At 60.7% G+C, this 21866-nt stretch carries 20 protein-coding genes and 3 pseudogenes; 6 read left to right on the forward strand and 17 right to left on the reverse strand.

The features are described 5' to 3' along the window. Positions 1-296: pseudogene (locus tag H7225_RS11535) on the forward strand (methyl-accepting chemotaxis protein); the annotation flags it as partial. Between the two features lie 64 nt (positions 297-360). On the opposite strand, the gene H7225_RS11540 reads toward H7225_RS11535, so the two are convergent. Both H7225_RS11540 and H7225_RS11545 read right to left on the reverse strand, forming a co-directional pair. Next, complete coding sequence (locus H7225_RS11540) at positions 361-1410, reverse strand: saccharopine dehydrogenase NADP-binding domain-containing protein (RefSeq protein WP_290661943.1); 1050 nt, start codon at positions 1408-1410, stop codon at positions 361-363. Between the two features lie 8 nt (positions 1411-1418). Further along, positions 1419-2732, reverse strand: coding sequence for an SDR family oxidoreductase (locus H7225_RS11545; protein ID WP_290661944.1), 1314 nt, complete (start codon positions 2730-2732; stop codon positions 1419-1421). 130 nt (positions 2733-2862) lie between these two features. Here H7225_RS11545 and H7225_RS11550 point away from each other — a divergent pair, with 130 nt between their 5' ends. Continuing rightward, on the forward strand, positions 2863-3405 hold the full coding sequence (locus H7225_RS11550; protein WP_290661945.1) for a TetR/AcrR family transcriptional regulator: 543 nt from the start codon (positions 2863-2865) through the stop codon (positions 3403-3405). 18 nt (positions 3406-3423) lie between these two features. Here the strand turns inward: H7225_RS11550 and H7225_RS11555 are convergent, their stop codons facing one another. The 11 genes and pseudogenes from H7225_RS11555 to H7225_RS11605 all read right to left on the reverse strand — a co-directional run bounded on the left by H7225_RS11555 (position 3424) and on the right by H7225_RS11605 (position 14266). Continuing rightward, positions 3424-5406 (reverse strand): methyl-accepting chemotaxis protein, encoded by a 1983-nt coding sequence (locus H7225_RS11555; RefSeq protein WP_290661946.1) that lies wholly within the window; start codon positions 5404-5406, stop codon positions 3424-3426. Positions 5407-5668: 262 nt separating this feature from the next. After that, positions 5669-7126 (reverse strand): cytochrome c oxidase accessory protein CcoG, encoded by a 1458-nt coding sequence (gene ccoG, locus H7225_RS11560; RefSeq protein ID WP_290661948.1) that lies wholly within the window; start codon positions 7124-7126, stop codon positions 5669-5671. A 7-nt stretch (positions 7127-7133) separates the two neighbouring features. Then, a complete protein-coding gene (gene ccoP / locus H7225_RS11565; RefSeq protein ID WP_290661950.1) occupies positions 7134-8057 on the reverse strand; it encodes a cytochrome-c oxidase, cbb3-type subunit III in 924 nt (307 codons plus the stop codon). Continuing rightward, positions 8054-8203, reverse strand: coding sequence for a cbb3-type cytochrome c oxidase subunit 3 (locus H7225_RS11570; protein WP_290661952.1), 150 nt, complete (start codon positions 8201-8203; stop codon positions 8054-8056). The genes ccoP and H7225_RS11570 overlap by 4 nt, the downstream gene beginning before the upstream one ends. 14 nt (positions 8204-8217) lie before the next feature. After that, a complete protein-coding gene (gene ccoO / locus H7225_RS11575; protein ID WP_290662021.1) occupies positions 8218-8865 on the reverse strand; it encodes a cytochrome-c oxidase, cbb3-type subunit II in 648 nt (215 codons plus the stop codon). Continuing rightward, positions 8851-10266: pseudogene (gene ccoN / locus H7225_RS11580) on the reverse strand (cytochrome-c oxidase, cbb3-type subunit I); the annotation flags it as partial. The gene ccoO and the pseudogene ccoN, both read right to left, overlap by 15 nt. A gap of 97 nt (positions 10267-10363) precedes the next feature. Beyond that, entirely contained in the window at positions 10364-11044 is a 681-nt protein-coding gene (locus H7225_RS11585; protein ID WP_290661954.1) for a sulfite exporter TauE/SafE family protein, read from the reverse strand. 10 nt (positions 11045-11054) lie between these two features. After that, entirely contained in the window at positions 11055-11246 is a 192-nt protein-coding gene (locus tag H7225_RS11590; protein ID WP_290662023.1) for a hypothetical protein, read from the reverse strand. 49 nt (positions 11247-11295) lie between these two features. After that, positions 11296-11463: a cbb3-type cytochrome oxidase assembly protein CcoS gene (ccoS, locus tag H7225_RS11595; protein WP_290661956.1), complete on the reverse strand. Its 168-nt coding sequence runs from the start codon at positions 11461-11463 to the stop codon at positions 11296-11298. A gap of 6 nt (positions 11464-11469) precedes the next feature. Beyond that, on the reverse strand, positions 11470-13731 hold the full coding sequence (locus H7225_RS11600) for a cation-translocating P-type ATPase (RefSeq protein WP_290661957.1): 2262 nt from the start codon (positions 13729-13731) through the stop codon (positions 11470-11472). Positions 13732-13735: 4 nt separating this feature from the next. Continuing rightward, positions 13736-14266 (reverse strand): hypothetical protein, encoded by a 531-nt coding sequence (locus tag H7225_RS11605; protein WP_290661958.1) that lies wholly within the window; start codon positions 14264-14266, stop codon positions 13736-13738. A 238-nt stretch (positions 14267-14504) separates the two neighbouring features. On the opposite strand from H7225_RS11605, the gene H7225_RS11610 reads away from it, so the two are divergent. After that, positions 14505-15314: a helix-turn-helix domain-containing protein gene (locus H7225_RS11610; RefSeq protein WP_290661960.1), complete on the forward strand. Its 810-nt coding sequence runs from the start codon at positions 14505-14507 to the stop codon at positions 15312-15314. On the opposite strand, the gene H7225_RS11615 is transcribed toward H7225_RS11610, so the two are convergent. Together H7225_RS11615 and H7225_RS11620 are read right to left on the reverse strand one after the other, a co-directional pair. Then, entirely contained in the window at positions 15308-17383 is a 2076-nt protein-coding gene (locus H7225_RS11615) for a PAS domain S-box protein (RefSeq protein WP_290661962.1), read from the reverse strand. The genes H7225_RS11610 and H7225_RS11615 overlap by 7 nt on opposite strands. After that, a complete protein-coding gene (locus tag H7225_RS11620; RefSeq protein ID WP_290661964.1) occupies positions 17380-18114 on the reverse strand; it encodes a response regulator transcription factor in 735 nt (244 codons plus the stop codon). Before H7225_RS11620 ends, H7225_RS11615 begins: the two co-directional genes overlap by 4 nt. Positions 18115-18332: 218 nt before the next feature. Between H7225_RS11620 and H7225_RS11625 the strand changes: the two are divergent. Next, positions 18333-19045 (forward strand): annotated as a pseudogene (locus H7225_RS11625) (hypothetical protein); the annotation flags it as partial. 545 nt (positions 19046-19590) lie between these two features. Here the strand turns inward: H7225_RS11625 and H7225_RS11630 are convergent. Continuing rightward, positions 19591-19965 carry a response regulator gene (locus H7225_RS11630; RefSeq protein WP_290661966.1) on the reverse strand — a complete coding sequence of 125 codons (375 nt, stop codon included), beginning with the start codon at positions 19963-19965 and terminating at the stop codon, positions 19591-19593. 205 nt (positions 19966-20170) lie between these two features. Between H7225_RS11630 and H7225_RS11635 the strand changes: the two genes are divergently transcribed. Then, a complete protein-coding gene (locus tag H7225_RS11635; RefSeq protein ID WP_290661967.1) occupies positions 20171-20725 on the forward strand; it encodes an NADPH-dependent FMN reductase in 555 nt (184 codons plus the stop codon). On the opposite strand, the gene H7225_RS11640 is transcribed toward H7225_RS11635, so the two are convergent. Beyond that, positions 20706-21311: a DNA-3-methyladenine glycosylase I gene (locus H7225_RS11640; RefSeq protein ID WP_366481433.1), complete on the reverse strand. Its 606-nt coding sequence runs from the start codon at positions 21309-21311 to the stop codon at positions 20706-20708. The genes H7225_RS11635 and H7225_RS11640 overlap by 20 nt on opposite strands. Positions 21312-21557: 246 nt before the next feature. Here H7225_RS11640 and H7225_RS11645 point away from each other — a divergent pair, with 246 nt between their 5' ends. Beyond that, positions 21558-21761 carry a hypothetical protein gene (locus H7225_RS11645; RefSeq protein WP_290661969.1) on the forward strand — a complete coding sequence of 68 codons (204 nt, stop codon included), beginning with the start codon at positions 21558-21560 and terminating at the stop codon, positions 21759-21761. The last annotated feature ends 105 nt before the right edge of the window (positions 21762-21866 follow it).

Genomic DNA, 21866 nt, shown 5'->3' on the forward strand with positions numbered 1-21866 from the left:
CACTGGTTGAGCAGAGCGCCGCCGCAGCCGAAAGCCTGAAGAGACAGGCGAAGCAACTGGTGGAGGCTGTGGCCGTGTTCAAACTGTCAGGGCAAGCGAGACATGTAGCCGCCTTCAACACAGCGGCACCAGCAGCGACGCATCCCGGTGAACGACGCGGCCCGACTCGGGCCAAGAACGTAGCCCGCCCGGTCTTCCAGCCAAAGCCAAACGCCGAATTTGCACGGAGCCCGGCGCCGAACGTACAGGTCAGTGCCCATGCCAAGACCGGCACCGATGATTGGGCGTCGTTCTGAGTGCGGCCCGCCGCATCAGAATCAATTCCACCGCTCAAGGAGTTCGAAGCGCCCTGGTCGAGCTTCATTCAATGATGATCTGGCCTCCACCAGGAAGCTGCGCCAACATCCCATGCCCCATCAATCGGGATGGTGTCGTGAAACCTCCGGGTGCATCGTTGCTGAGCAGGAAGGCCGTCACGGCAAGTGCGCCGGGAATCGTGAGGGTGTAGCCATTGGCTGTTTTCACACGAGCTGTGCGGCGTTCTCCTTGAGCGTTGATCGCTTCGCCCCACACGTAGGCTGGCATGCGGGCTCGGGCTGCCTCATCGGGGCCCTTGACTGTCAAGGAAACCAGCTTTGTAAGAGCGCGCTGAACCAGTGACATCGCCAGGAAAGGGCCAAACACATTGCCAAGCTTCATGCCAAAAACAGCCAAGCGGCTGGCAGGAACGTAGACCGTGATATTCGGAATACCCGTGGTGTGAAAGGCCGTTGAGACATCCCCCCAAGGCACGGCCACGGCCAAGCGCTCGCCACGCCCGAAGTCGATCCTTCTGACTTCATGGGCCAGTGGCACGCGAACGAGGTGGCCATGTCGACGCACTCTGCCGCCCTGAGGCGTGCTTTCCAAAGTTGTCTTCATCGTGCCTGGTGAGAGGCTGACCGTGGTGTCAAAGCCTAGACTCAACTGCACGGCATCAGGCAGCGCTTCCTTCAACGCCGCTGCCACACAGTCAGTCGGAATCACATCGAAGCCCACGCCGGGACAAAGCACCACGCCGGCCTTTTGTGCATCGCTGTGAGCGCGGTGCACCTCTTCGAACACGTCGATCTCGCCGGTGATGTCCAAGTAGTGCGCCCTTGCCTCAATGCAGGCCCGAACCATCGGTTGGCTCGTGGCAGAAAACGGCCCCGCCGTGAGCAGCACAACGGTGACACCGTGCAGTTGCTGCACGATGCTGGCTGGGCTGCCCAAATCAAAGATGCGGCATTCCAGATTCAATTCGCTTGCCAGGCGCTCGACCTTGGCTCTGGTGCGTCCAGCGAGGATGGGCTTCATGCCACGTGCGACTGCTTCGCGAGCAATGAGCTCCCCGGTGTAGCCATTGGCGCCGTAAATCATGAACGACATGGTGAGCCTTACTTGAATGGATTGAATGTGCGCCCTGCCAAGTAGCCCAGCCAAAGCGGCATGGGGCGCATTACTGCGGCCAAGATCTTGTTGGACAAGCCTGGCACGCACACCGGCTTGCCGGCCATCACGGCAGCGATGCCTGCGCGAACCACATCTTGTGGCTGCTGCCACATCAAGGCAGGCAGATGATTGGCGGTGTCTCTGGTGCCCATCACATCGTGGAACTCGCTGTGCGTGAAACCGGGGCAAAGCGCCGTCACGTGGACGCCATGGGGCTTGAACTCCATGTCCAGCGACTGCGACAGCACCATGACGTAGGTCTTGATCGCCGAGTACAAGAGGCTCTCTCCTGGCGGCGACAAGGCTGCCAGGGATGACACGTTGATGATTCGCCCCCAACGACGCTCAATCATGCCGGGCGCGATGCGATGCGTCAGTTCAGTCAGGGTGGTCATCATCAACTGGATCTCACCATTCAACTGCGACCAGGACGCCTCGGCGAACTTCGAGTGACCTGACAGGCCTGCATTATTGACGAGGAAATCGATTGTCCAGTTGAGCTTGTCGAGGTGATCCATCACAACCGTGGCGGCATCCGAACTGGCAAGATCGACCGACAAGACTTCGCACTGAACCGAGTACTGCTTGGACAGTTGGTCTGCCAAGTTTTGCAGCCGATCGCCACGGCGAGCGGCGAGCAGCAAGTCGTAGCCGCTGGCGGCCAGTTGATGCGCAAAAGTGGCACCAATGCCTGCAGAGGCGCCAGTGATCAGGGCTTTACGGCGAGGATGCAATGCCGGGATGGCTTGACGGACGTCAAAGCTTTTTTTGTGCGCGCCAATGTCACCCGCACAGGGCGCGATGGGGCCACGAAGGACAAAGGGCAGCGGAATGCGCCGCTGGGCGTCTGTGAAGCCCCAGGTGCCAATGCCCAGATAAAGGTCAGGCCCAACTTGTCGGACTTCATCCACCATGTTCACGGCGCCGCACATGGACCGAAATGACGCATACACCAGGGTGTAGGCAGGACGACCGTCAAAGCGAGATGGCGCAATCAGCGTTTCCATTGGAAAACGCTGCACCTTGCGCCCGAGGTGCGCAAAGGCGTTGTAGCCGCGGCCACGTTCGCCAGAGATGGGCTTGAAGGCCTTGCAAAGCCAGCGCCCCGGCATGATCGGGTTGTTGACCGTGACGTTGCCGATGACCTGCGCCAGCTTGCCAGGCTGAGCCAGCAGGCGCGCCGCGAACTCGCCATCCATTTGCTGCACCGTTGGTGCGGGCGACTTGGCAAACAGCGACATGAGTTCTTTGACACTCATGGCCAACAAATCAGACTCAACGAGTGAAGAGGAAACGCTTGCTGTTTTCATGATCTTGAATGACGTTCAACATGGCCAAGTATAACCATTTGTTGAACGCCATTCAAGATGTTGGTTTAGGATGGCGACCATGGCAAAGAACAAGCGTGAAGTTGACTCAGAAGTGAAGCGCGAGCAGATCGAGCAAGCAGCTTGCATGCTGTTTCTGGTTGACGGCTATGAGTCGACATCAATGGCCGCGATCGCGAAGGCAGCTGGTGTGGCACCGAATACCCTCTACTGGTATTTCGCCAGCAAAGACGACTTGCTGGTGGCCATCTTGGACCGCTTGGTCAATCGAGCGGTCGCTCAGCTTGCAACCATGCAGCGTCAGTCTTTTGGTGATCAGGTGCTTTGGCTGCTGACGGAACTCCAGCAAGCAAGCAAGCTCATTTCAACCGTGCATGCACGGTTGGATAAATCAGAAACGATCCGGGATTGGCATGATCGTTTTCACGCCATGCTGGACCAAATGCTCGTTCTTCAAATGGTGTCTAAAGGGATGTCAAAAGCGAAGGCCTCTGTCATGGCCACCGTGGGCACCTACGTTGTCGAGGGCCTGCTGTCTCATCCCCATGGATCCCAACAAGTCGAGAAGGTGGTCCAGTGGCTGACTGGGAGCGGAAAGCTCTAAGCAAAGCCACTTGGCCACCTAAATCAACTTGAAAAAGCTGACCTCGTTGCTGAGTCGTTGCGCCTGGTCCGCCAACGAGCCAGAGGCGGCTGCGGTTTCTTCCACCAAGGCAGCATTCTGCTGAGTGGAGTCGTCCAGGATGCGCACCGCTGCGGTCACCTCGCCAACGCCCTGATTCTGGTGGCGCGTGTCCTCGGCAATCTCTTTCATCAGCTTGGAGATTTTCGCGGCATTGTCAACGACGGCCCGCATGCTTTCGCCAGCTTTGGCCACCACGGCGGAGCCTGTCTCCACCTGCGTCATGCTCGATCCGATCAGTGATTTGATTTCTTTGGCCGCCAGGGCTGAGCGACCAGCCAGCGCCCTCACCTCTGACGCGACCACCGCAAAACCGCGCCCATGCTCGCCAGCTCGGGCCGATTCCACGGCAGCGTTGAGGGCCAGGATGTTGGTCTGAAAAGCGATGCCATCGATCACGCTGATGATTTCGCTGATCTTGCTCGACGATTCGCGAATGCCCTGCATCGTGTGCACCACCTTGGCAATGGCCACGCCTCCGTGATCGGCGGCCAATGCGTTGGCCTCGGCGCTGCCTGATGCAACATTAACCATGTCAGACGAGTGCTTCATGGAGCCCTTGATCTGCTCCATGCTGGCGGTTGTTTGCTGCAGGCTGGCTGCAGATTGCTCGGTTCGTTGAGACAAGTTTAACGAGGCAGATGCGATTTCATTGCTAGCGGCTTGCACGTTGGCCGCACCATCAAGCACCACGCCCACAATCCTGCGAAGGCTGTTCTGCATTTCACCCAAGGTGATCATCAGTCGTGCGGCTTCATCATTGCCCCAAGGTTTGGGGGCCGTGGACAGATTGCCTTTGGTGATGGCTTGCAGGTGGCCTGACACCTCATGCAAGCCGCCCATCATCACCTTGTAGAAAGACAGCATCAGGTAGCCCGCCAAGCCGACAAAAAAAGCGGTAAAGGCCAACTGGCTGATCAGTGTTGACTGCAAGCGGTCAATGCGGGCCTGCAGTTGAGAGTCAAGCCGATCCATGACCTGCAATGACAGTTTAATTTGCTGATCAACCGCCGCATTGCCCAGCGCCAGTAATGTTGCGGCATCACCGCTCAGAGCCTGCCCCATCACCTGCTGGCGCACTGCCTCACTGAAAGCAAGGGCTGCGGCATTGGTTCCTTTCATGTCAAACAACTGGGCGACCTCGGGCGTGAACTCAATGCTGCGTCGGTAGGAGCTTTCCACGTCTTTTTCGAGCATGTCCAGCTGAGCCAGCCACTTGCTCATCAAGTCACGACGTTGCGGCGTCAACTCGTTCGTTTTTAGAATCATGGCGCCCATGCCTCGCAACTTGGCAGTGTTCTCGTACTGTAGCGGCCCCCTCAGTACCGACATGTTCATCATGTGGAAGGTGTCGAGGTCGGGATCAAGGGTAAGTTGCGAGCCGTTGGCGACCTGGCCGATAAGGTCGATGATGGCTGTGATGTAGTTGGAGTGGTGCTTGAAGGTTTCGTCGGGCATGGCGGCTACTGCGCTTTGCATCAGGGCTTGGTGAGCTTGCGCCAAAGCCTCGTACTCTTTGGTGTCATTGAACGCTGTACCGAGCTCATCGTGCTTTGCTTTGACCTTGTCAAAGGCGGCTGCGACCTTGTCCTGAAGCTCGGCCAGTTCGGGTGCGTTGGTGACGACCGAGCGACGACGCTGCTGGGCCAGTTTGATCAAGTCGACCAGTGGCCTTGCGTAGGTCACGCCCTGTCGCTCCGAGCTGGCAAACTCGATCTGCGCGCGAGCGCTTGTCCAAATGAAGAACAACATGAACAGCAGTGGCACCACGAAGGCCATGGCGATGCAAGCAGCCTTGGATGGAAAACTGATGCTGCGAAAAAGTCGCACTCCTGGGGCAAGCCAGCCGTGATACCGGAAAAATTCGCCAAAGCCGCTGCCATCTTTAGCGCGGCCAGAGGCAGGACGGGGGTAACTAGACATTGAGTAATCCTTTGCAGGAACCACGGCTGGATTGGCGCGGCTGAAAGTCCATCAGTGGCGAAACTTGGTGCGAATTAGCTTTTGTCTTCGGGATATCGTACTTTTGTTGGCACCCTTTAATTCAGACAAAACCGCCATGACAACCAAACCGGTTTCTTGTGACATAAGTCTCAAATCAGCGGTGTTTGGCGCCATAGCTGGGCACCTTGCGTCAATGGGCGTCAGTTGCACCGCACGCGGATCCGAACGCCATGAGCAGCTTTCAACGAGGGATGACGAAGGTGGATTTTTCTACCACGCTGGCGTTGCCACTCTGGCCATCGCCATTGGCCAGTCGCTCGATTCGAAACTGAATCGGGTGCGCGCCAGGGCTCAGTTGGCGGGCAGATTCATGCGGCACCTGGACCACGATCGGGAACCAGCGCGCTTGGGTGGCCTCCACCTGGATCTCGGCCACGCCGGTGACCTTGGCCCCAGGCAGGCCGCTGACCTGCACCTGCAGCCGCTGAGTTTGCTCAGTCGCGTTCATCAGTTGCAGGCGGTAGACGTTTTCAACGTTGCCCTCCCCTGCGATCCGGGCCAGGGAGCCGCGGTCTCTCACCACATCGACCTTGAACGGACTTTTCATGGCCAAGCTGGCCGCCAGCGCCAGGGCAATGGCCGTCAGGATGCCGCTGTAAATGAGGATGCGGGGCCGCAGCATGCGGGCCCGCATCTGGCGCGAAGTGAGTTTTTTCTCGATGCCATTTTGCGTGGCGTACTGGATCAAGCCACGCGGGTAGTGCATCTTGTCCATGACACTGTCGCAGACGTCAATGCAAGCAGCACAACCGATGCACTCGTACTGCAAGCCCTCTCGGATGTCGATGCCGGTTGGGCACACTTGCACGCACAGGCCGCAGTCAATGCAATCGCCCAGGCCCAGTTGCTGAAGGTCGGCACTGCGGGCCCGAGTGCCGCGAGGGTCGCCACGCGCCTGGTCATAGCTGATGACCAGGGTGTCGCGGTCAAACATGGCGCTCTGAAAGCGCGCATAGGGGCACATGTACTTGCAGACCTGCTCGCGCAGATAGCCGGCGTTGCCATAAGTGGCCAGCCCATAGAACAGCACCCAGAAGGTTTCCCATGGCCCCAAATTGAACTGGGTGACTTCGGCGGCCAGCGTCCTGATCGGTGTGAAGTAGCCCACGAAGGTGAAGCCCGTCCACAAGGCGATGGCGCCCCAGGTGAAGTGTTTGCCGCACTTTCGCCAAAGCTTTTGCCAGCCCCAAGGGCCTGCGTCCAGCTTGAGGCGTTGGCTGCGGTCTCCTTCGAACAGGCGCTCGGTCCACAGGAATATTTCGGTGTAGACCGTTTGAGGGCACGCGTAACCGCACCACAGGCGCCCGGCCACAGCGGTGAACAGGAACAGCGCAAAGGCGCAGATGACCAGCAACCCCGTCAGGTAAATGAAGTCCTGCGGGTACAACACCAGGTCAAAGATGAAAAAGCGCTTGGCGGTCAGGTCAAACAGCAAAGCTTGACGACCGTTCCATGGCAACCAGGCCAATCCATAGAACAAGATTTGGGTCAACCAGACCAAGCTCCAGCGCCAGGCGGCAAACCAGCCATGAACGGCGCGTGGGTGGATCTTGGGCTGCTTCTCGTACAGCGACACGAGTTGCACCGGAACGATCGGTATGACCCGTGCCGACGAAGCCTTCTTTTCCGTTCCAGCCATGGTGCGTCTATCGTTGCGAGGCAACGCTCTCCACCTTGGGTTGAGACATTTGCCAGACATACGCCGCCAGGACGTGGATCTGCTCGGCGCTCAAACGGTTGCCGTGGGCCGGCATCTGGTTGGTCTTGCCGTTCTTGATCATGCTCATGACGGCGTCCTCGCCCCAGCCATGCAGCCAGACCTTGTCGGTCAGATTGGGGGCACCGATGGCCTGATTGCCTTTGCCATCCACACCATGACAGGCCGCGCAGGCCGAGAATGACGACCGGCCCAACTGCGCCGCGATGTTGTTGTGAGCACCGCCCGACAGGCTCAAAACGTAGTTGGCCAGGTTGCGCACATCCGCCTCCGTGCCCACGGCCGCGGCCATGGGGGGCATCATGCCAATCCGCCCCTTCGTGATGGTTTCTTCGATTTTGTCGATGGTTCCACCGTGAATCCAGTCGCTGTCGGTGAGGTCGGGAAAGCCTTTGCTGCCCCGCGCGTCCGAGCCATGGCAGGTGGCGCAGTTGTTCACGAACAGGCGCTCGCCAATGCCCATCGCCTGCGGATCTTGCGCCAGTTTGGCGGCCGGCAAGCCTGCGAACTTGGCGTAAAGCGGGGCACTCAAGGCTCGCGCGGCTTGCACTTCAGATGCGTGCTGGCCATTGGTGCTCCAGCCAAAGTAGCCACGCGCGCTGCCCAAGCCAGGATAGAGCGCCAAGTAGGCAAAGGCGAACACCACCGTGGCCACAAACAGACTCATCCACCAGCGTGGCAAGGGGTTGTTCAATTCGCGCAGGTCTTCGTCCCAGACATGGCCGGTGGTGTTGTCTCCTGGAATGACCTTGCGCCTTGCTGCAATGATCAACAAGGCCAAGCAGGCCAACAAACCAATGATGGTGGCTGCGGCCACATAGACGGACCAGCCGCTGCTGATGAAATCACTCACGACTGTGGCTCCTCGCCGCTGAAAGGCAGTTGTGCGGCGGCTTCGAAATCGGCGCGATGGCTGGGCCAGCAGGCCCAAACGGCGATGCCGCCAAAGCTGATGAAACTGGCCAGGGTGACCAGGACGCGCATGTCATTGATGTCCATGTGGGGTCTCCGTGTTACTTCAGTTGGGTGCCCAGCACCTGCAGGTAGGCGATGAGCGCATCCAGCTCGCTCTTGCCCTGCACGGCTTCTGACGAGGCATCGACTTCGGCCTGCGAGTAAGGCACGCCCAGTCGCTTCATGGCCGTCAAGCGAGGCGGCATGCTGGCAGGATCGACTTGATTGGTGGCCAACCACGGGTAAGCCGCCATGTTGGATTCAGGGACCAGGTCGCGTGGGCTGGTCAGGTGGATGCGGTGCCATTCATCGCTGTACTTGCCCCCAACGCGCGCCAAGTCAGGTCCGGTGCGCTTGCTGCCCCATTGGAATGGCCGGTCGTAGACGAACTCGCCCGCCATGGAGTAGTGGCCGTAGCGCAATGTTTCCGACTGCAAGGCGCGGATCATCTGCGAGTGGCAGTTGTAGCAACCTTCGCGCAGGTAGACATCCCTGCCCGCCAGTTGCAAGGCGGTGTAAGGCTTAAGGCCGGCCACGGCTTCGGTGGTGGAGCGCTGAAAGAACAAGGGCACGATTTCAACCATGCCGCCCACGGCCACCACCAACAGGATCAAGACGATCATCAGGCCATTGTTGGTCTCGATCTTTTCGTGTCCCCGGGCTGGGTTAACGTGCCCTTCAGGCTTGGTGGCAGGAACCTGCGCAATGACCGGCTTGCCAGCGCGCACAGTCATTACAACGTTCCACGCCATGAGCAGCATGCCACTGAGGTAAAGCAGGCCACCTGCCAGGCGCACCACGTAGAACGGGAAGGTGGCCTTCACGCTTTCGATGAAGCTGTACACCAAAGTGCCATCGGGGTTCACCGCACGCCACATCAAGCCTTGCATCACACCAGCGATCCACATGGCCGCGATGTACAGGACGACGCCCAGTGTCGCGATCCAGAAGTGAATCTCAATCGCCTTGACGCTGAACATGGTGGTCCGCCCGAACATGCGGGGGATGAGGTAGTACAGCGAGCCCATGGTGATGAAGCCAACCCAGCCCAAGGCCCCGGCGTGCACGTGGCCAATCGTCCAATCCGTGTAATGCGACAGCGCATTGACGGTCTTGATGGACATCATTGGGCCCTCGAACGTGGCCATGCCGTAGAAAGACAAGGCCACGATCAGGAACTTGAGGATGGCGTCGTCACGCAGCTTGTACCAGGCGCCCGACAAGGTCATCACGCCGTTGATCATGCCGCCCCAGCTGGGCGCCAGCAGCACCAGCGAGAACACCATGCCCACCGATTGAGTCCAGTCGGGCAAGGCGGTGTAGTGCAAGTGGTGCGGGCCCGCCCACATGTAGGTGAAGATCAGCGCCCAGAAGTGCACGATCGAAAGGCGGTACGAGTACACCGGCCGTTCAGCCTGCTTGGGGATGTAGTAATACATCATGCCCAGGAAGCCGGCGGTGAGGAAGAAGCCGACGGCATTGTGGCCATACCACCATTGCACCATCGCGTCTTGCACGCCTGCGTAAGCCGAGTAGCTCTTCCACAGACTCACGGGCATGACCGCACTGTTGACCACGTGCAGCAAGGCCACTGCCAGGATGAACGCGCCAAAGAACCAGTTGGCCACGTAGATGTGGCGAACCTGCCGCTTGGCGATGGTGCCAAAGAAAACGATCGCGTAAGAGACCCACACGATCGTGATCAGAATGTCGATGGGCCATTCCAGCTCGGCGTATTCCTTGCCTTGCGTGTAGCCCATCGGCAGCGTGATCGCGGCCGCCACGATGACGGCTTGCCATCCCCAGAATGTGAACTTGGCCAAGGCTGGCGCGAACAAGCGAGTCTGACCCGTGCGTTGGGCCACGTGGTAAGACGTGGCAAACAAAGCGCATCCGCCAAAGGCGAAGATCACCGCGTTGGTGTGCAAGGGCCTGAGGCGCCCATAGCTGAGCCAGGGGATGTTGGCGGTCAGGTCGGGCCAGGCCAGTTGTGCAGCGATCAGGATACCGACAGACATGCCGACCACGCCCCACAGCACCGCGGCCAGTGCGAACTGTCGAACAGGCCAGTCGTCATAGCTGACCACGGCAGATTTTAGAGCGGCCATTCGGCGCATCCTTTCGTTTTTCGAGCTTGAGATTGAGAATTGAAGGGTCTACCGAGATTGTTGGGCAGGGGCCCCGTTGGGCCTTTGACGCTGATCATCATGTTGCGCACCAGGTTGCAAAGCGCTGCCAGAGGTCGTGCGTCAAGGCCCACCCGCAGGCGAGTACCAAGCCGAGCCCGGCAATGCGAAACCCGTGCAGCGAGAGCTGTCCGGGGGAAGGCGTTGTGCCGTGATGGGCCTGCCAGTGTTTCCACGCCCAAGGCGCGAGCAGCAAGCCAGGCATGGAGGCCACTGCAAAGGCGCCCATCACCATGGCACCAGCCAAAGGCGTGTTGGCCAACGCCGCCAGCACCAAAGCGGCTTGCAATGCGGCGCAGGGCCAAGCAGCCCACACCAAGCCCGACAAGCCGGCGCGCAGCACGGGCGATTGGCGGCCCGGCATGCGGATGATGGACACGGTGTCATCGCGCCTCAGCCAGGCGGGTTGTTCTCCGGTGAGCACCCACCAGAGGCCCAACCCCATGAAGGCCAGATGAAGCAGCGTCCACAACGGCCGCAGTGCAGGCACCGCCTCACTCCACACACCCAGGGTGGCCACGCTGCACGCGGCGAGTGAGCCCACCAGCATGTAGCTGATCAGGCGCCCCACTTGAAAACTGGTGGTGCTGTGCTTATCGCCACCGGTCAAGGCTGAGCAAGGTGCCGCGCACATGACGGCGCAATGCGGTGTGGCGGCCACGCCCATGGCCAAGCCGGCGAGGATCAAGGGCCACTGCATGGCGTTGGTGTCAGCGGCGGGCCGCCAGCGCGGCCGATCCTGGGTTGGGCACGGGCTGGTCACCGCCATCAATGGCCAGGGCCAAGGTGATGAAGCCCGCGACGACGACGATGGCCGGGCCGCTGATCACCAGCCACACCATTCGAATGCGCCACCACGGCAGCGTGGGCGGCCCCATGATCGTTCGTGTGTTGTCAGCCATCAATCACCTCTGCTTTCTTGCTCAGTGCAGATTGTTGGATGAAGCGCCTTCAAGCACCTTGATGCAAATCAACCGGTTCTTGCGCGGCATCCAGAATCTGCTCGCCGTGCTGCTCAACATCGTCAAACTGGCCGGAATGCAGTGCCCAGGCAAAGACGCCCAAAATGCCCAGCACCAGCACCGAAGACAGGGGGATCAACAGGTAGAGGATGTCCATGCCCGTTCAGCGCGAAAGGCGCAGTGAGTTGAGTACGACCAGCAGTGAGCTGGTGGCCATGCCCAGACCGGCGGCCCAGGGCGGCAACCAACCCAGCAGGGCCAAAGGCACGCAAGCAGCGTTGTAAGACGCAGCCCAGATGACGTTCTGGCGCATGACGCGCAACGTTCGCTTGGCCAGGGCGCGTGCGCGGACCACGTCCTGCAAGTCATTGGTGACCAACACGCCGTCGGCCTGGGCTCGGGCAATTTGTGCGCCCTCGCCCATGGCGATGGAAGTGTCGGCCTGCGCCAGAACTGGGGCGTCATTGATGCCATCACCCAGCATGGCCACGTGCTCGCCACGCGCCTGCGCCACTTTCACCGCGGCCAATTTGTCCTGCGGGGCCATGCCGCCTTGGCCATCAAGCAGGCCCAGCAAACGGCCCATTTGGTTCACACGATCCAAGCTGTCGCCCGACAACAGGATGACTCTCACACCGTCCTGTTCAAGGGCCCTGACCGCCTCGACGGCCCCCACTCTCACGGTTTCGGTGAATCGGAAGCAGGCCACGGGTTGGCCGTTCCGGCTCAGCCAGGTTTCTGCCTCGGCGCCATCATTGGCGGCCACTGGCAGGCCTGGCGATGCCCGGCCCAAACGCCAGATCGATCCATCACCCGCGCAGCCCTCGATGCCTTGGCCCGGTGTTTCAAACAGGCCATGCCAGGTCGTGGTGGCCTGGGCAGGCTCCTGTGCCAGAACCTGCGCCAGCGGATGGGTTGACCACGCGGCCAATGAGGCGGCCTGCCTGCGCACGGCGTCGTCTGTCCAGCGTCCATCGTGGCCTGTGCGGATCATGGTGGCGCGCTGGCGCCGGGCTTCGGTCAAGGTGCCGGTTTTGTCGATGAACAAGACTTGCATGCGGGCCAGACCTTCAATGGCCTCGACACGGCGCAGCAGCAGGCCTTGCTTGGCCATGGCCATGGCCGCCGACAACATGGCCGAGGGTGCAGCCAGTGACAATGCACACGGACAAGTCACGATCAGCACAGAGACTGCCACCCAGACGGCCCTGGATGGATCGATCACGCTCCAGGCTGCTGCTGCCAAGGCGGCCAGCACCAAGATGGCCCAGAGGAAAGGCGCTGCCCAGCGGTCACCTTCGTTGGTTGCCAAGGGGCGCTGTGTGCGGGCATCACGCATCATGGCGACGATCGCTTCATAGCGGGTGTCGGCCCCGACGTGCTCAACCCGCATGGCGACTGGCGCGCCCAAGTTCAGGCTTCCGGCCACCACGACATCGCCCACCGCCTTTTGCACCGGCGCAGACTCACCCGTCAGCAGCGATTCATCCGCGCTTGTTTGGCCTTGGGTCAATGCACCATCGGCGCAGAAAGCCCCGCCCACCGGCACGCGAACGATGTCGCCACGCTGCAAGCGCAGCACACTGATCGCGGCCACGCTGCCGTCCGGGTTCTCGCGCAGCGCCACTTCTGGCAGCCGCCCGACGGTGTCTTCGAGCGAGCGCTCGGCATGATGGCGGGCACGCATTTCAAGGTATCGACCGCCCAGCAGAAAGCTGATGAACATGGTCAGCGAGTCAAAGTAGACCTCGTGGCCGAACAAGCCGCCTGGATCAAAAGTGGCCCCACTGCTGGCGATGAAGGCGACGAGCATGCCCAGCGCGGCCGGCACGTCCATCCCGATTCGGCCATGCCGCATTGAGCGCCAGGCGCCCGTCAGGAAAGGGGCTGCGGCAAAGATCATCACGGGCAGCGTGAGCAGCCAACTGCCCCAATCCAGCAACTGCTTCAAGTCGGGTGCGAGTTGGCCAGCTGCGCTGACGTAAGAGGGTGTGGCCAGCATCATGACCTGCATGGCGCAAAAAGAGGCCACGAACAGGCGCCAAAGCGCATCGCGTGATTCTTTCAAACGCATGGCCCGCGCGCCGGCCACGGTGTCGGGTGTTGCGCTGTAGCCTGCTTGTTCGATGGCCTGCACCAGCGCAGAGGGGCGGGTCAGCCCAACATCCCAAGAGACGGTCGCGCATTGACCCGCTGCGCTGACGCGCACCGCGGTCACGCCGGGCACGCTTTGGAGTGCGTGCTCAAGGGTCGATGCGCAAGCCGCACAGTGCATGCCGCCGATGCGCAAGGATGACTCACCAAGGCGCCGGCCATTGGCCACGGACGTCCACCGCGTGAACCGCGCGGCTTCCACTTCGTCGTCCAGCACCGCCACCTGGCCCTCGGGCATGGAGATCGGTTGGGGCTTCGCCAAGGTGTTCATGGGGTCAGCGCAGGGTGCTCAGCAGCACCGCCTGGATGAAGGCCTCTCGGCAACCCTGTTCGTCATGGGCCGTGCTGGCAAGGTGCGCCAGGGCCTGGCGCCTGATGTGATCGAACTGCCTGAAAGCGTCATGCCGGGGCGAGCCAATGGCCTTGTACACCACGGTGCTGGCATGTTGCTCCAGCTGTGCAAGCACCTCGTCATCCACGCCCTGGCATTCGACTGCGTCATACAGCCTCCCCAACATCCGCGCCGTGGCAATGAGTTCGGCCCCAGGTGCCAGGCCCGCGTCGCTGGAGCGGATCCGGGCCACGCGGGCACCCAGGCCAATGGCGGCGCGCTCAAAAACACTGGCATCGTCCAAATCTGATTGCCCACAGACGAGGGCGATGTTCTTGCCGCGAAGCAGCATTTGCGGCGCCCCACCCGTGCTGGGTGCAGCCAGGCTGTCCGCCACGCAGCGCAAAGCTTCGACCTGCTGTGCGTTCAGGCCGTTCGGGACATTCAGCGCTTTGTAGTCGAGGTAGATGCTCACATTGGATGGCCATGAGGCATGCATCGGGATGATGATCTGCGGTGGTCAGAGGCTAAGGGGCAAGGAGGCCGCCGGGCTTGACGCAGGTCAAATGGCGCCGCCTTGATACAAACCGTTTACGCAACGTTACGCAACGTTACGCAGCGAGACAGAGCGTTGGCACGTCATTGATCCGCCATTTCTAGACTTGGCAGCATAGACAGACACCCTCCAACGCACCGTCCAGAGAAAGTCGCCAATGACCACCTCCACCTCCACCTCCACCTCCACCCACACTGCTGCCCTGCCCGCTCACCCGCCGTTCGCCGTCGCGACGATGGCGGATCTGGGATGGAGAAACACGGATGCCACGGTGGTGAGCGAGCGGATTGCGGGCAGCCTGCGTCTGCTGCAACAAGCAGTGAAAATTCAGCGGCGCCTGGTTCATGCGGGTGACAAGGTTTATGAGGCCGGGCAACCCTTCAAGTATCTGTACGTGCTCAACTCGGGCATTTTCAAAACCATCAATTCATCACAAGACGGCCGGGAACAAGTCGTCGGCTTGCACTTCAAGGGCGACTGGCTGGGCTTTGACGGCATTGCGCGAGGCCGCTATGGCTGCGATGCCATCGCGATGGACACCGCTGATGTCTGGTGCCTGAGCTACGAGGCCTTGTGCCAGGCCGCTGCGGCACAGCCAGCCTTGCTGGCACTGCTCCACGAATCCATGAGCCGCGAAATCACACGCGACCGGGACTCGCTGTTGGCGCTGTGCACCCTGTCTGCGGATGCCCGGGTGGCCGACTTCCTGCGGTACTGGGCCGAGTCGCTGGCCCAACGTGGTTTGCGCACCGACCAGATCACCCTGCGCATGACCCGCGCAGAGATTGGCAACTACCTGGGCATGACGCTGGAAACTGTCAGCCGCGCCTTGACCCGCTTGGCCAGCAAGAACCTGATCGGCTTCACGGCCAAAGGCCGGCGCGACATCCTCATCCCCGACGTGACGCAACTGGTGGCCTTCATTGAAAGCAGCTTGCCTGCCGCCCGCACAGCCACGCTTCAGTGAGGTGATGCCGAGGTGACTTTGGCGATGGCATTGGCCAGTTCATCTCGGCCGTAAGGCTTCTGGAGCAACTCCCAATGTTCGGGTGCATCGCGGTTGGCGTCCAGCAGTTCAGATGAGAACCCCGACATCAGGATGATGGCCAAGGCGGGCCAGCGCGCTTGCGCCATCTTGGCCAACTCCATGCCGCGCATGCCCGGCCCCAAGGCGATGTCGGTCAGCAAGAGTTGAGCATCCTCACCGGCATCGAAACCGATCAAGGCCTCTTCTGCGCTGGCAAAAGGCGTGACCTGGCAGCCCAGTGCTTCGAGAAAGCGCTGCACAACCGCCCTGACCTCCGCGTCGTCTTCAACCAGGATCACTCTTAGGCCCACCGGCACAAGGTGTGTGGATGCGGCTGGCGGCAACTCAGGCTCGTTTTCTTGAGGTGGTGCGGGGATGTACAAGGTCAAGGTTGTGCCGACACCGACGGTGCTGTCAATCGCCACCGCACCCCGCGACTGCCTGGCAAAACCATAGACCGTGCTCAAACCCAAGCCCGTGCCTCGACCCGCTTCTTTGGTCGTGAAAAAGGGCTCGAACGCGCGCTTCTTGACCTCTTCGGACATGCCCGTGCCCGTGTCTGTCAGTGAGATCTGGACACAGGGCTGGGGAGTCGACAGCCCTTCCGCATCCGCGACCTCGGGTTGAAGATCGCTGGGCAATGCGTCGCAGCCTTTGCAGGCAATGGTCAGCGTGCCGCCATCAGGCATCGCGTCGCGAGCGTTGATGGCCAGGTTGAGCAGTGCGGCTTCCAGTTGGCCCGGGTCGGCCAGGCATGGGGGGCATGACTCGTCCACCTCCAAGCTGATCTGAATGCGCTGATCCAAAGTGCGGCGCAGCATGTCGGCCAAAGAGTACAACTGGGCGACAACATCGACGCGCCCGGGTTGCAGAACCTGCCGGCGAGAAAAGGCCAGGAGTTTGCTGGTCAACTCGGCGCTTCGCTTGCCCGCCCGCAAGGCCGCGCCCAGCAGCTGCTGGGCATGCGGATCAGCGGTGATGGCGGGCAATTCTTCCAGCACCTGGAGGTTGCCCTGGATGACGGTCAGCAGGTTATTGAAATCGTGCGCGATGCCGCCGGTGAGTTGCCCGACGCTGTCCAGACGCTGGGAATGCCTTAGCGCTTCTTCGGTTTGCGCGCGCTGCAAAGTGCTGGCCAGCAGGTTCCCGACCGATTCCAGGAAGCGGATTTCGTCGTCACCGAAACGGGCCGCTTGCTTGGACCTGACGACGAGCACGCCCACGGTCCTGCCACGATCAGTCAGCGGCACGGCCAAGCCACTGATCAGCCCGGCCTCCAGGTAGGCCGGCAATACGCTGAAGCGCTTTTCAGTGCGGCCATCGTGCACCAGCACCGGGGCATGGTTGGCCAAAACATGGCCCGGCATGCGATCAGGCGTGCTGGGAATGCGGGCGTGCAATGGCTCTTCTCCTACCAAGCCCACGCCACTGGCCACGTGAAAATGCAAGCGACTGGAATCCAGCAGGTAGACCGCGCTGGACTCGACCTGCAAAGCGTCGGTGGCCATCACGGGCACCTCTTGCATGAGCTCTTGGGGGTCGCGCATGTCCACCGCCAGCCGCCCTAAACGCGCCACATAGTCGCTGTATCGGGCGCGTTGCAAAGCCTGCTTGACCCGTGGATACGCCCCGATGCCCCGGATGGCGGTGACCACATAGGGAAGGCCGAGGTCTTTGAGTGGGCTGAGTGCAATCTCGACCATCACCTCCGAGCCGTCTTTGCGTTTGGCCACCAGGTCCATCTGCGTGCCCATCGGGCGGGCATGCGGTTTGTGGCTGTAGGCTTGCCGGTAGTTGGCATGCCGGGGCCGAATGGCATCGGGCACCAGGGCATCCACCGCGAGCCCCACCAGTTCGTCCAAGCCGTAGCCCAGCAGCTCGGTGGCAGCCGGGTTGGACATCACGATCATGCCGCCGCCGTCCACCAGCAAAAGGGCATCGGGATAGGCCTTGAAGATCGACTGGAACACCGAAACCTGGTCAAGCTCTGGCGGCAAGTGATGGTTCATGATGCGGCGCTGACGATCGGCACGAAGACGTACCCTGCCCCACGCACTGACTTGATGATCTTGGGATCCTGCGAGTCTTCTTCCAGCTTTTTGCGAAGGCGCCCAACTTGCACATCAATCGTGCGGTCGAAGGGCCCCGCCTCACGCCCTCGGGTGTGTTCCAACAAAAAATCTCGGGACAGCACGCGCCCGGGATGCTGCAGGAACACCGCGAGCAGATCGAACTCGCCACTGGTCAGTGGCACCTCGTCACCTTGCGGGGCCAAGAGGCGGCGGGCACCTTGGTCAAAGGTCCAACTCAGGAAACGCCATGCGTCATGGACCTGGTGCGTGGCCGACATGGCGGGCTCGTTGGCGGGCAGTGCGATTCTGCGCAAAACCGCCTTGGTTCGGGCCAGCAGTTCGCGCAGGTCAAAGGGCTTGGTGACGTAGTCATCTGCGCCCAATTCAAGGCCGACCACCTTGTCCACCGGGTCGCCACGGCCGGTCACGATCAACAGGCCGCAATGCCATTTTTCGCGAAGCTGTCGGGCGATGCTCAAACCGTCTTCGCCGGGCAGGCCCAGGTCCAGCAGCACCACCTTCGGCGCATCCAGCGCCATCATCGCCATCAAGGCCGCGCCGGAATGGAGCTTGCTGACACGGAACCCATGACCGGTGAGGTAGTTGCCCAGCAATTGCGTGATCTCGGGCTCATCATCAACAACGGCTATGTGGACTGGGTGTGACACGTTGGTTTCTTGATCCGACGGCAGCTTGGATGGGCACAATTATGAACCCATTGCGCGACCGTTTCCAAGCCGGCTGAAGCCGGGAAATCCAGAAATACTCCTCAAACCGCATGTTCTAAAGAAGATTCCATATCGCCCGAACATGCAAACATTCAAACATGATTTCACCGGCGGATCGCACGCAGTGACCGGCTCCATCACTCATTCAAGGCGACCACATGCGTGATAAACAACCCCTGACTCAACGAGCGTTTGAGGTTGCCGACATGTGGTCCACCCTCAAAGCTGGCGAGCCCTGGACGGCGCTGGTCAAAAAACGCCGCAAGAATGGCGACCACCATTGGTTGCGCGCCAATGCCACGCCCTTGGTGCGCCATGGCCAGCAGACCGGGTACATGTCGGTTTGCATCAAGGCATCCAACGAAGAGATTGCCACGGCAGAAGGCCTGTACCGCGATTTCCGCGAAGGCAACGCTGGCAACCGCCAATTCCACAAGGGTTTGATTGTGCGCTCCGGGCTGGCTGGTTGGACTTCCCCGTTCCTGACCATGCCCGCGCGATGGCACATCCGATCCACCCTGCTGTTGCAGGTGCCGGCATTGGTTGGCGCGGCATGGGCAGTGGGGCTGGCTGGCGGCATGGCACTTTTAGGTTTCTCTGGCGCCGTGGCTGCACTGTCGCTTCGGGCGATAACCAAACGGCCTTGTACATGAACCGCGTCGATGAAATCGGCATGACCATGCGCACGATCGGTCAACTGGGCCTGATGTTCCGCTGGGTCATTGATGATGTTCGCAACCAGGTGCTGAGTGTGCAAACGGCCACGAATGAGATCCCCCAGGGCAATAACGACCTGAGCTCGCGCACCGAGCAGGCCGCGGCCAGCGTAGAAGAAACGGCCTCGTCGATGGAGCAGATGACCGTCACCGTGAAGAACAGGAGCAAGGCGCCGCAGCGTCCGAAAGCGTCAAGCAGCAGATGGCCTGCCTGGCCGATGCCATGGGCGTGTTTCGCTGAAAAAACGGTGGCCGTGCAGTACCTCAAACAGTTGACCCGCCTTTTCTGCCCTCGCCCCGCGTGTTCTGCGGAAATGCAGCGGGCACAATCGTTGATCAAGGCCATTGACGACGGTGGCTTGCCGCTGAACCCGGTCAAGGTCAATGACATCGCGCGGCAGTTGGGGCTCGAAGTTTCCAGCAAGGCCCCCATGGATCAGACAATCCGGCGCATCCGAGAGGCTCTGGCGCGCATGTAGGGTGGCTCAAGCTTTGGCCGGCGCCACCGAAATGCAAGGCTTTCAGCCTGTTTACAGCTTGTCGCACCACCGTGTGGTGGGCCAACTTCTCTGCCGAGGTCAACGATGACGATGGCGACCTGCAAGCCGTTCATCAATCACTGACCATTCCCGGCAGCCAGAGATGGAGTGCGTTGAAACGCTCGAAGAAGCGCTGGTGGCCCTGGAGGCCGCACCACGGCTCAGGGTGACTGGGGCACCAGTTTGCTGACGATGTCGATCAGGCGGGAAAAATCCACGGGTTTGGAGATGTACTCATTGCAGCCCGCCGCCAAGGCCCGATCCCGGTCACCTGGCATGGCATGCGCAGTCACCGCGACCACCGGGATGCCGCAAGTGGCCTCAATGCCTTTGAGCTCACGCGTGGCCGTCAGGCCATCCATGCCCGGCAGATGGCAGTCCATCAGCACCAAGGCAGGACGGGTTTCGCGGATCATGGTCAGCGCGTCTTCCGCCGTCTTGGCTTCGACAACCCCATACCCTTGTTGCTCCAACACCAATCGCAATAGCTCGCGATTCAAGGCGTTGTCGTCCACGACCAAAACCGTCTGCCCCATGGGAACCTCATGCAACTGCTAACAACCATCTTCAGCGCGCAGAGGCGATCCTTCTGAAGGCACACTTAAACATTCCTGAAAGTGCATGCTTTGTCATGCCGTAAAACCTGCTGGCCGACAGGGTTCACCATGAGGTCATGCAGCTTGATCGCAATGACGCTTTAATCAAGGCTGAATCCAGCAATCCAAAGGCAAAGGAGCTTTCATGAGTCAAATCAAAATCGCGGTCGTGGTGGGCAGTCTGCGCAAAGCGTCGTTCAACCACCAATTGGCCATCGCACTGGCCAAACTGGCCCCGGCCGACTTCGCGTTCGAGCATGTCCGAATTGACGATTTGCCCTTGTACAACCAGGATGATGATGCCAGCCCGGTGGAGTCCGTCAAACGGTTGAAGGCCGCAGTCAAGTCCGCTCAGGGCCTGCTGTTCGTCACGCCTGAGTACAACCGCTCCATCCCTGGTGTGTTGAAGAACGCCATCGACCATGCCTCGCGCCCCTACGGGCAAAGCGTGTGGGGAGGCAAGCCTGCGGGGGTGATTGGTGTATCAGTGGGCGCCATTGGTACATCCCTGGCCCAGCAGCATCTGCGCAATGTGCTGGCCTACCTGGATGTGCCCACACTGGGCCAACCCGAGGCTTTTGTTCAAGCCAAGGAGGGCCTGTTTGGCCCCGATGGCAGCATTGCCAACGAAGACAGCAAGCAGTTCTTGCAGGGCTGGGTGGACCGCTACGTGGCCTGGGTCAGGAAGCTGGCGGCTTGACGGGGCTCAAGGCCGCCCGCGCGGCCGATGCTGCCTCGCGCACGCCGCAGCCTTCGATGTGGTCATTGACCATGCCCATGGCTTGCATGAAGGCGTACATGGTGGTGGGGCCGACAAAGGTCCAGCCGCGCTTTTTAAGGTCCTTGGACAAGGCCGTGGCTTGCGGTTCAACGGCCATGGCCTTGAGCGCCTCAAAGATCACCGCCTTGGGGCGCGCATGTGGTGCTGGATCAAAGCGCCAAACATAGGCGGCCAGCGAACCAAACTCCTTGCGCACCTCAATCGCCCGCCGCGCATTGTTGATGGTCGAGACAATCTTGCCCCGGTGCCGCACGATGCCGGCATCCAGGACCAATCGATCGATGTCGCTGTCGCCGAATTGGGCCACCTGGTCCATGTCGAATTGGGCGAAGGCTTGCCTAAAAGTCTCTCGCTTGTTGAGGATGGTGAGCCAGCTCAGTCCGGCCTGAAAGCCTTCCAGGCACAGCTTTTCGAACAACTGCCGATCATCAATTTCTGGAAAGCCCCACTCGTGGTCGTGGTAGCGCCGGTAGGCCGGTGTGGCCTGACACCAGCTGCAGCGCATGAAGCCTGCGGATTCAGATGAGTCGGAAAAGAGGCCTGATGGCGTGGTCATGGTGACGGAATGTTCTGCACAAGCCCTGAGGTTAACCCGAGCGAACTGGCCATTCAAAAGCGCTTTTATCTTGTGTTCATCTGTAACCACTTTGGGTAGGCTGAGTTCCATATGAAAACGCCACCACCACCCTGTCCAGTCGAACGCCCTGCTCAGCCGACTCCTGGCTTTGTGCAGTGGGATGACACGCCCTCTTTGGCCGATTCCATGTCATGGCGCTTGCAACGGGCGGGGGATGGCAATGGTCCGGGGGGCAATTTTTCAGACCCCGTGCCAGCCGCCTTGCTGCCAGCTCAACCCGCCACGCCGTTTCGCGAGCCGGTCGATGGACTTTCGGTGCGGGAGATCACAGACGACGATCTGTTTGTGCACTTGTTTGGAAAATCGGACGCCGAATAGGCTCTGGAGGACGACGCCTTAATGCAATTCATGGCAAGAATGCACGTGTATTCGTCCCTGCATCCCGAGCTTCAATGGGGAAAATATTCCCTCAGACCATGGTGA

Source organism: Aquabacterium sp., from assembly GCF_014378415.1.
GTDB lineage: Bacteria > Pseudomonadota > Gammaproteobacteria > Burkholderiales > Burkholderiaceae_C > Aquabacterium.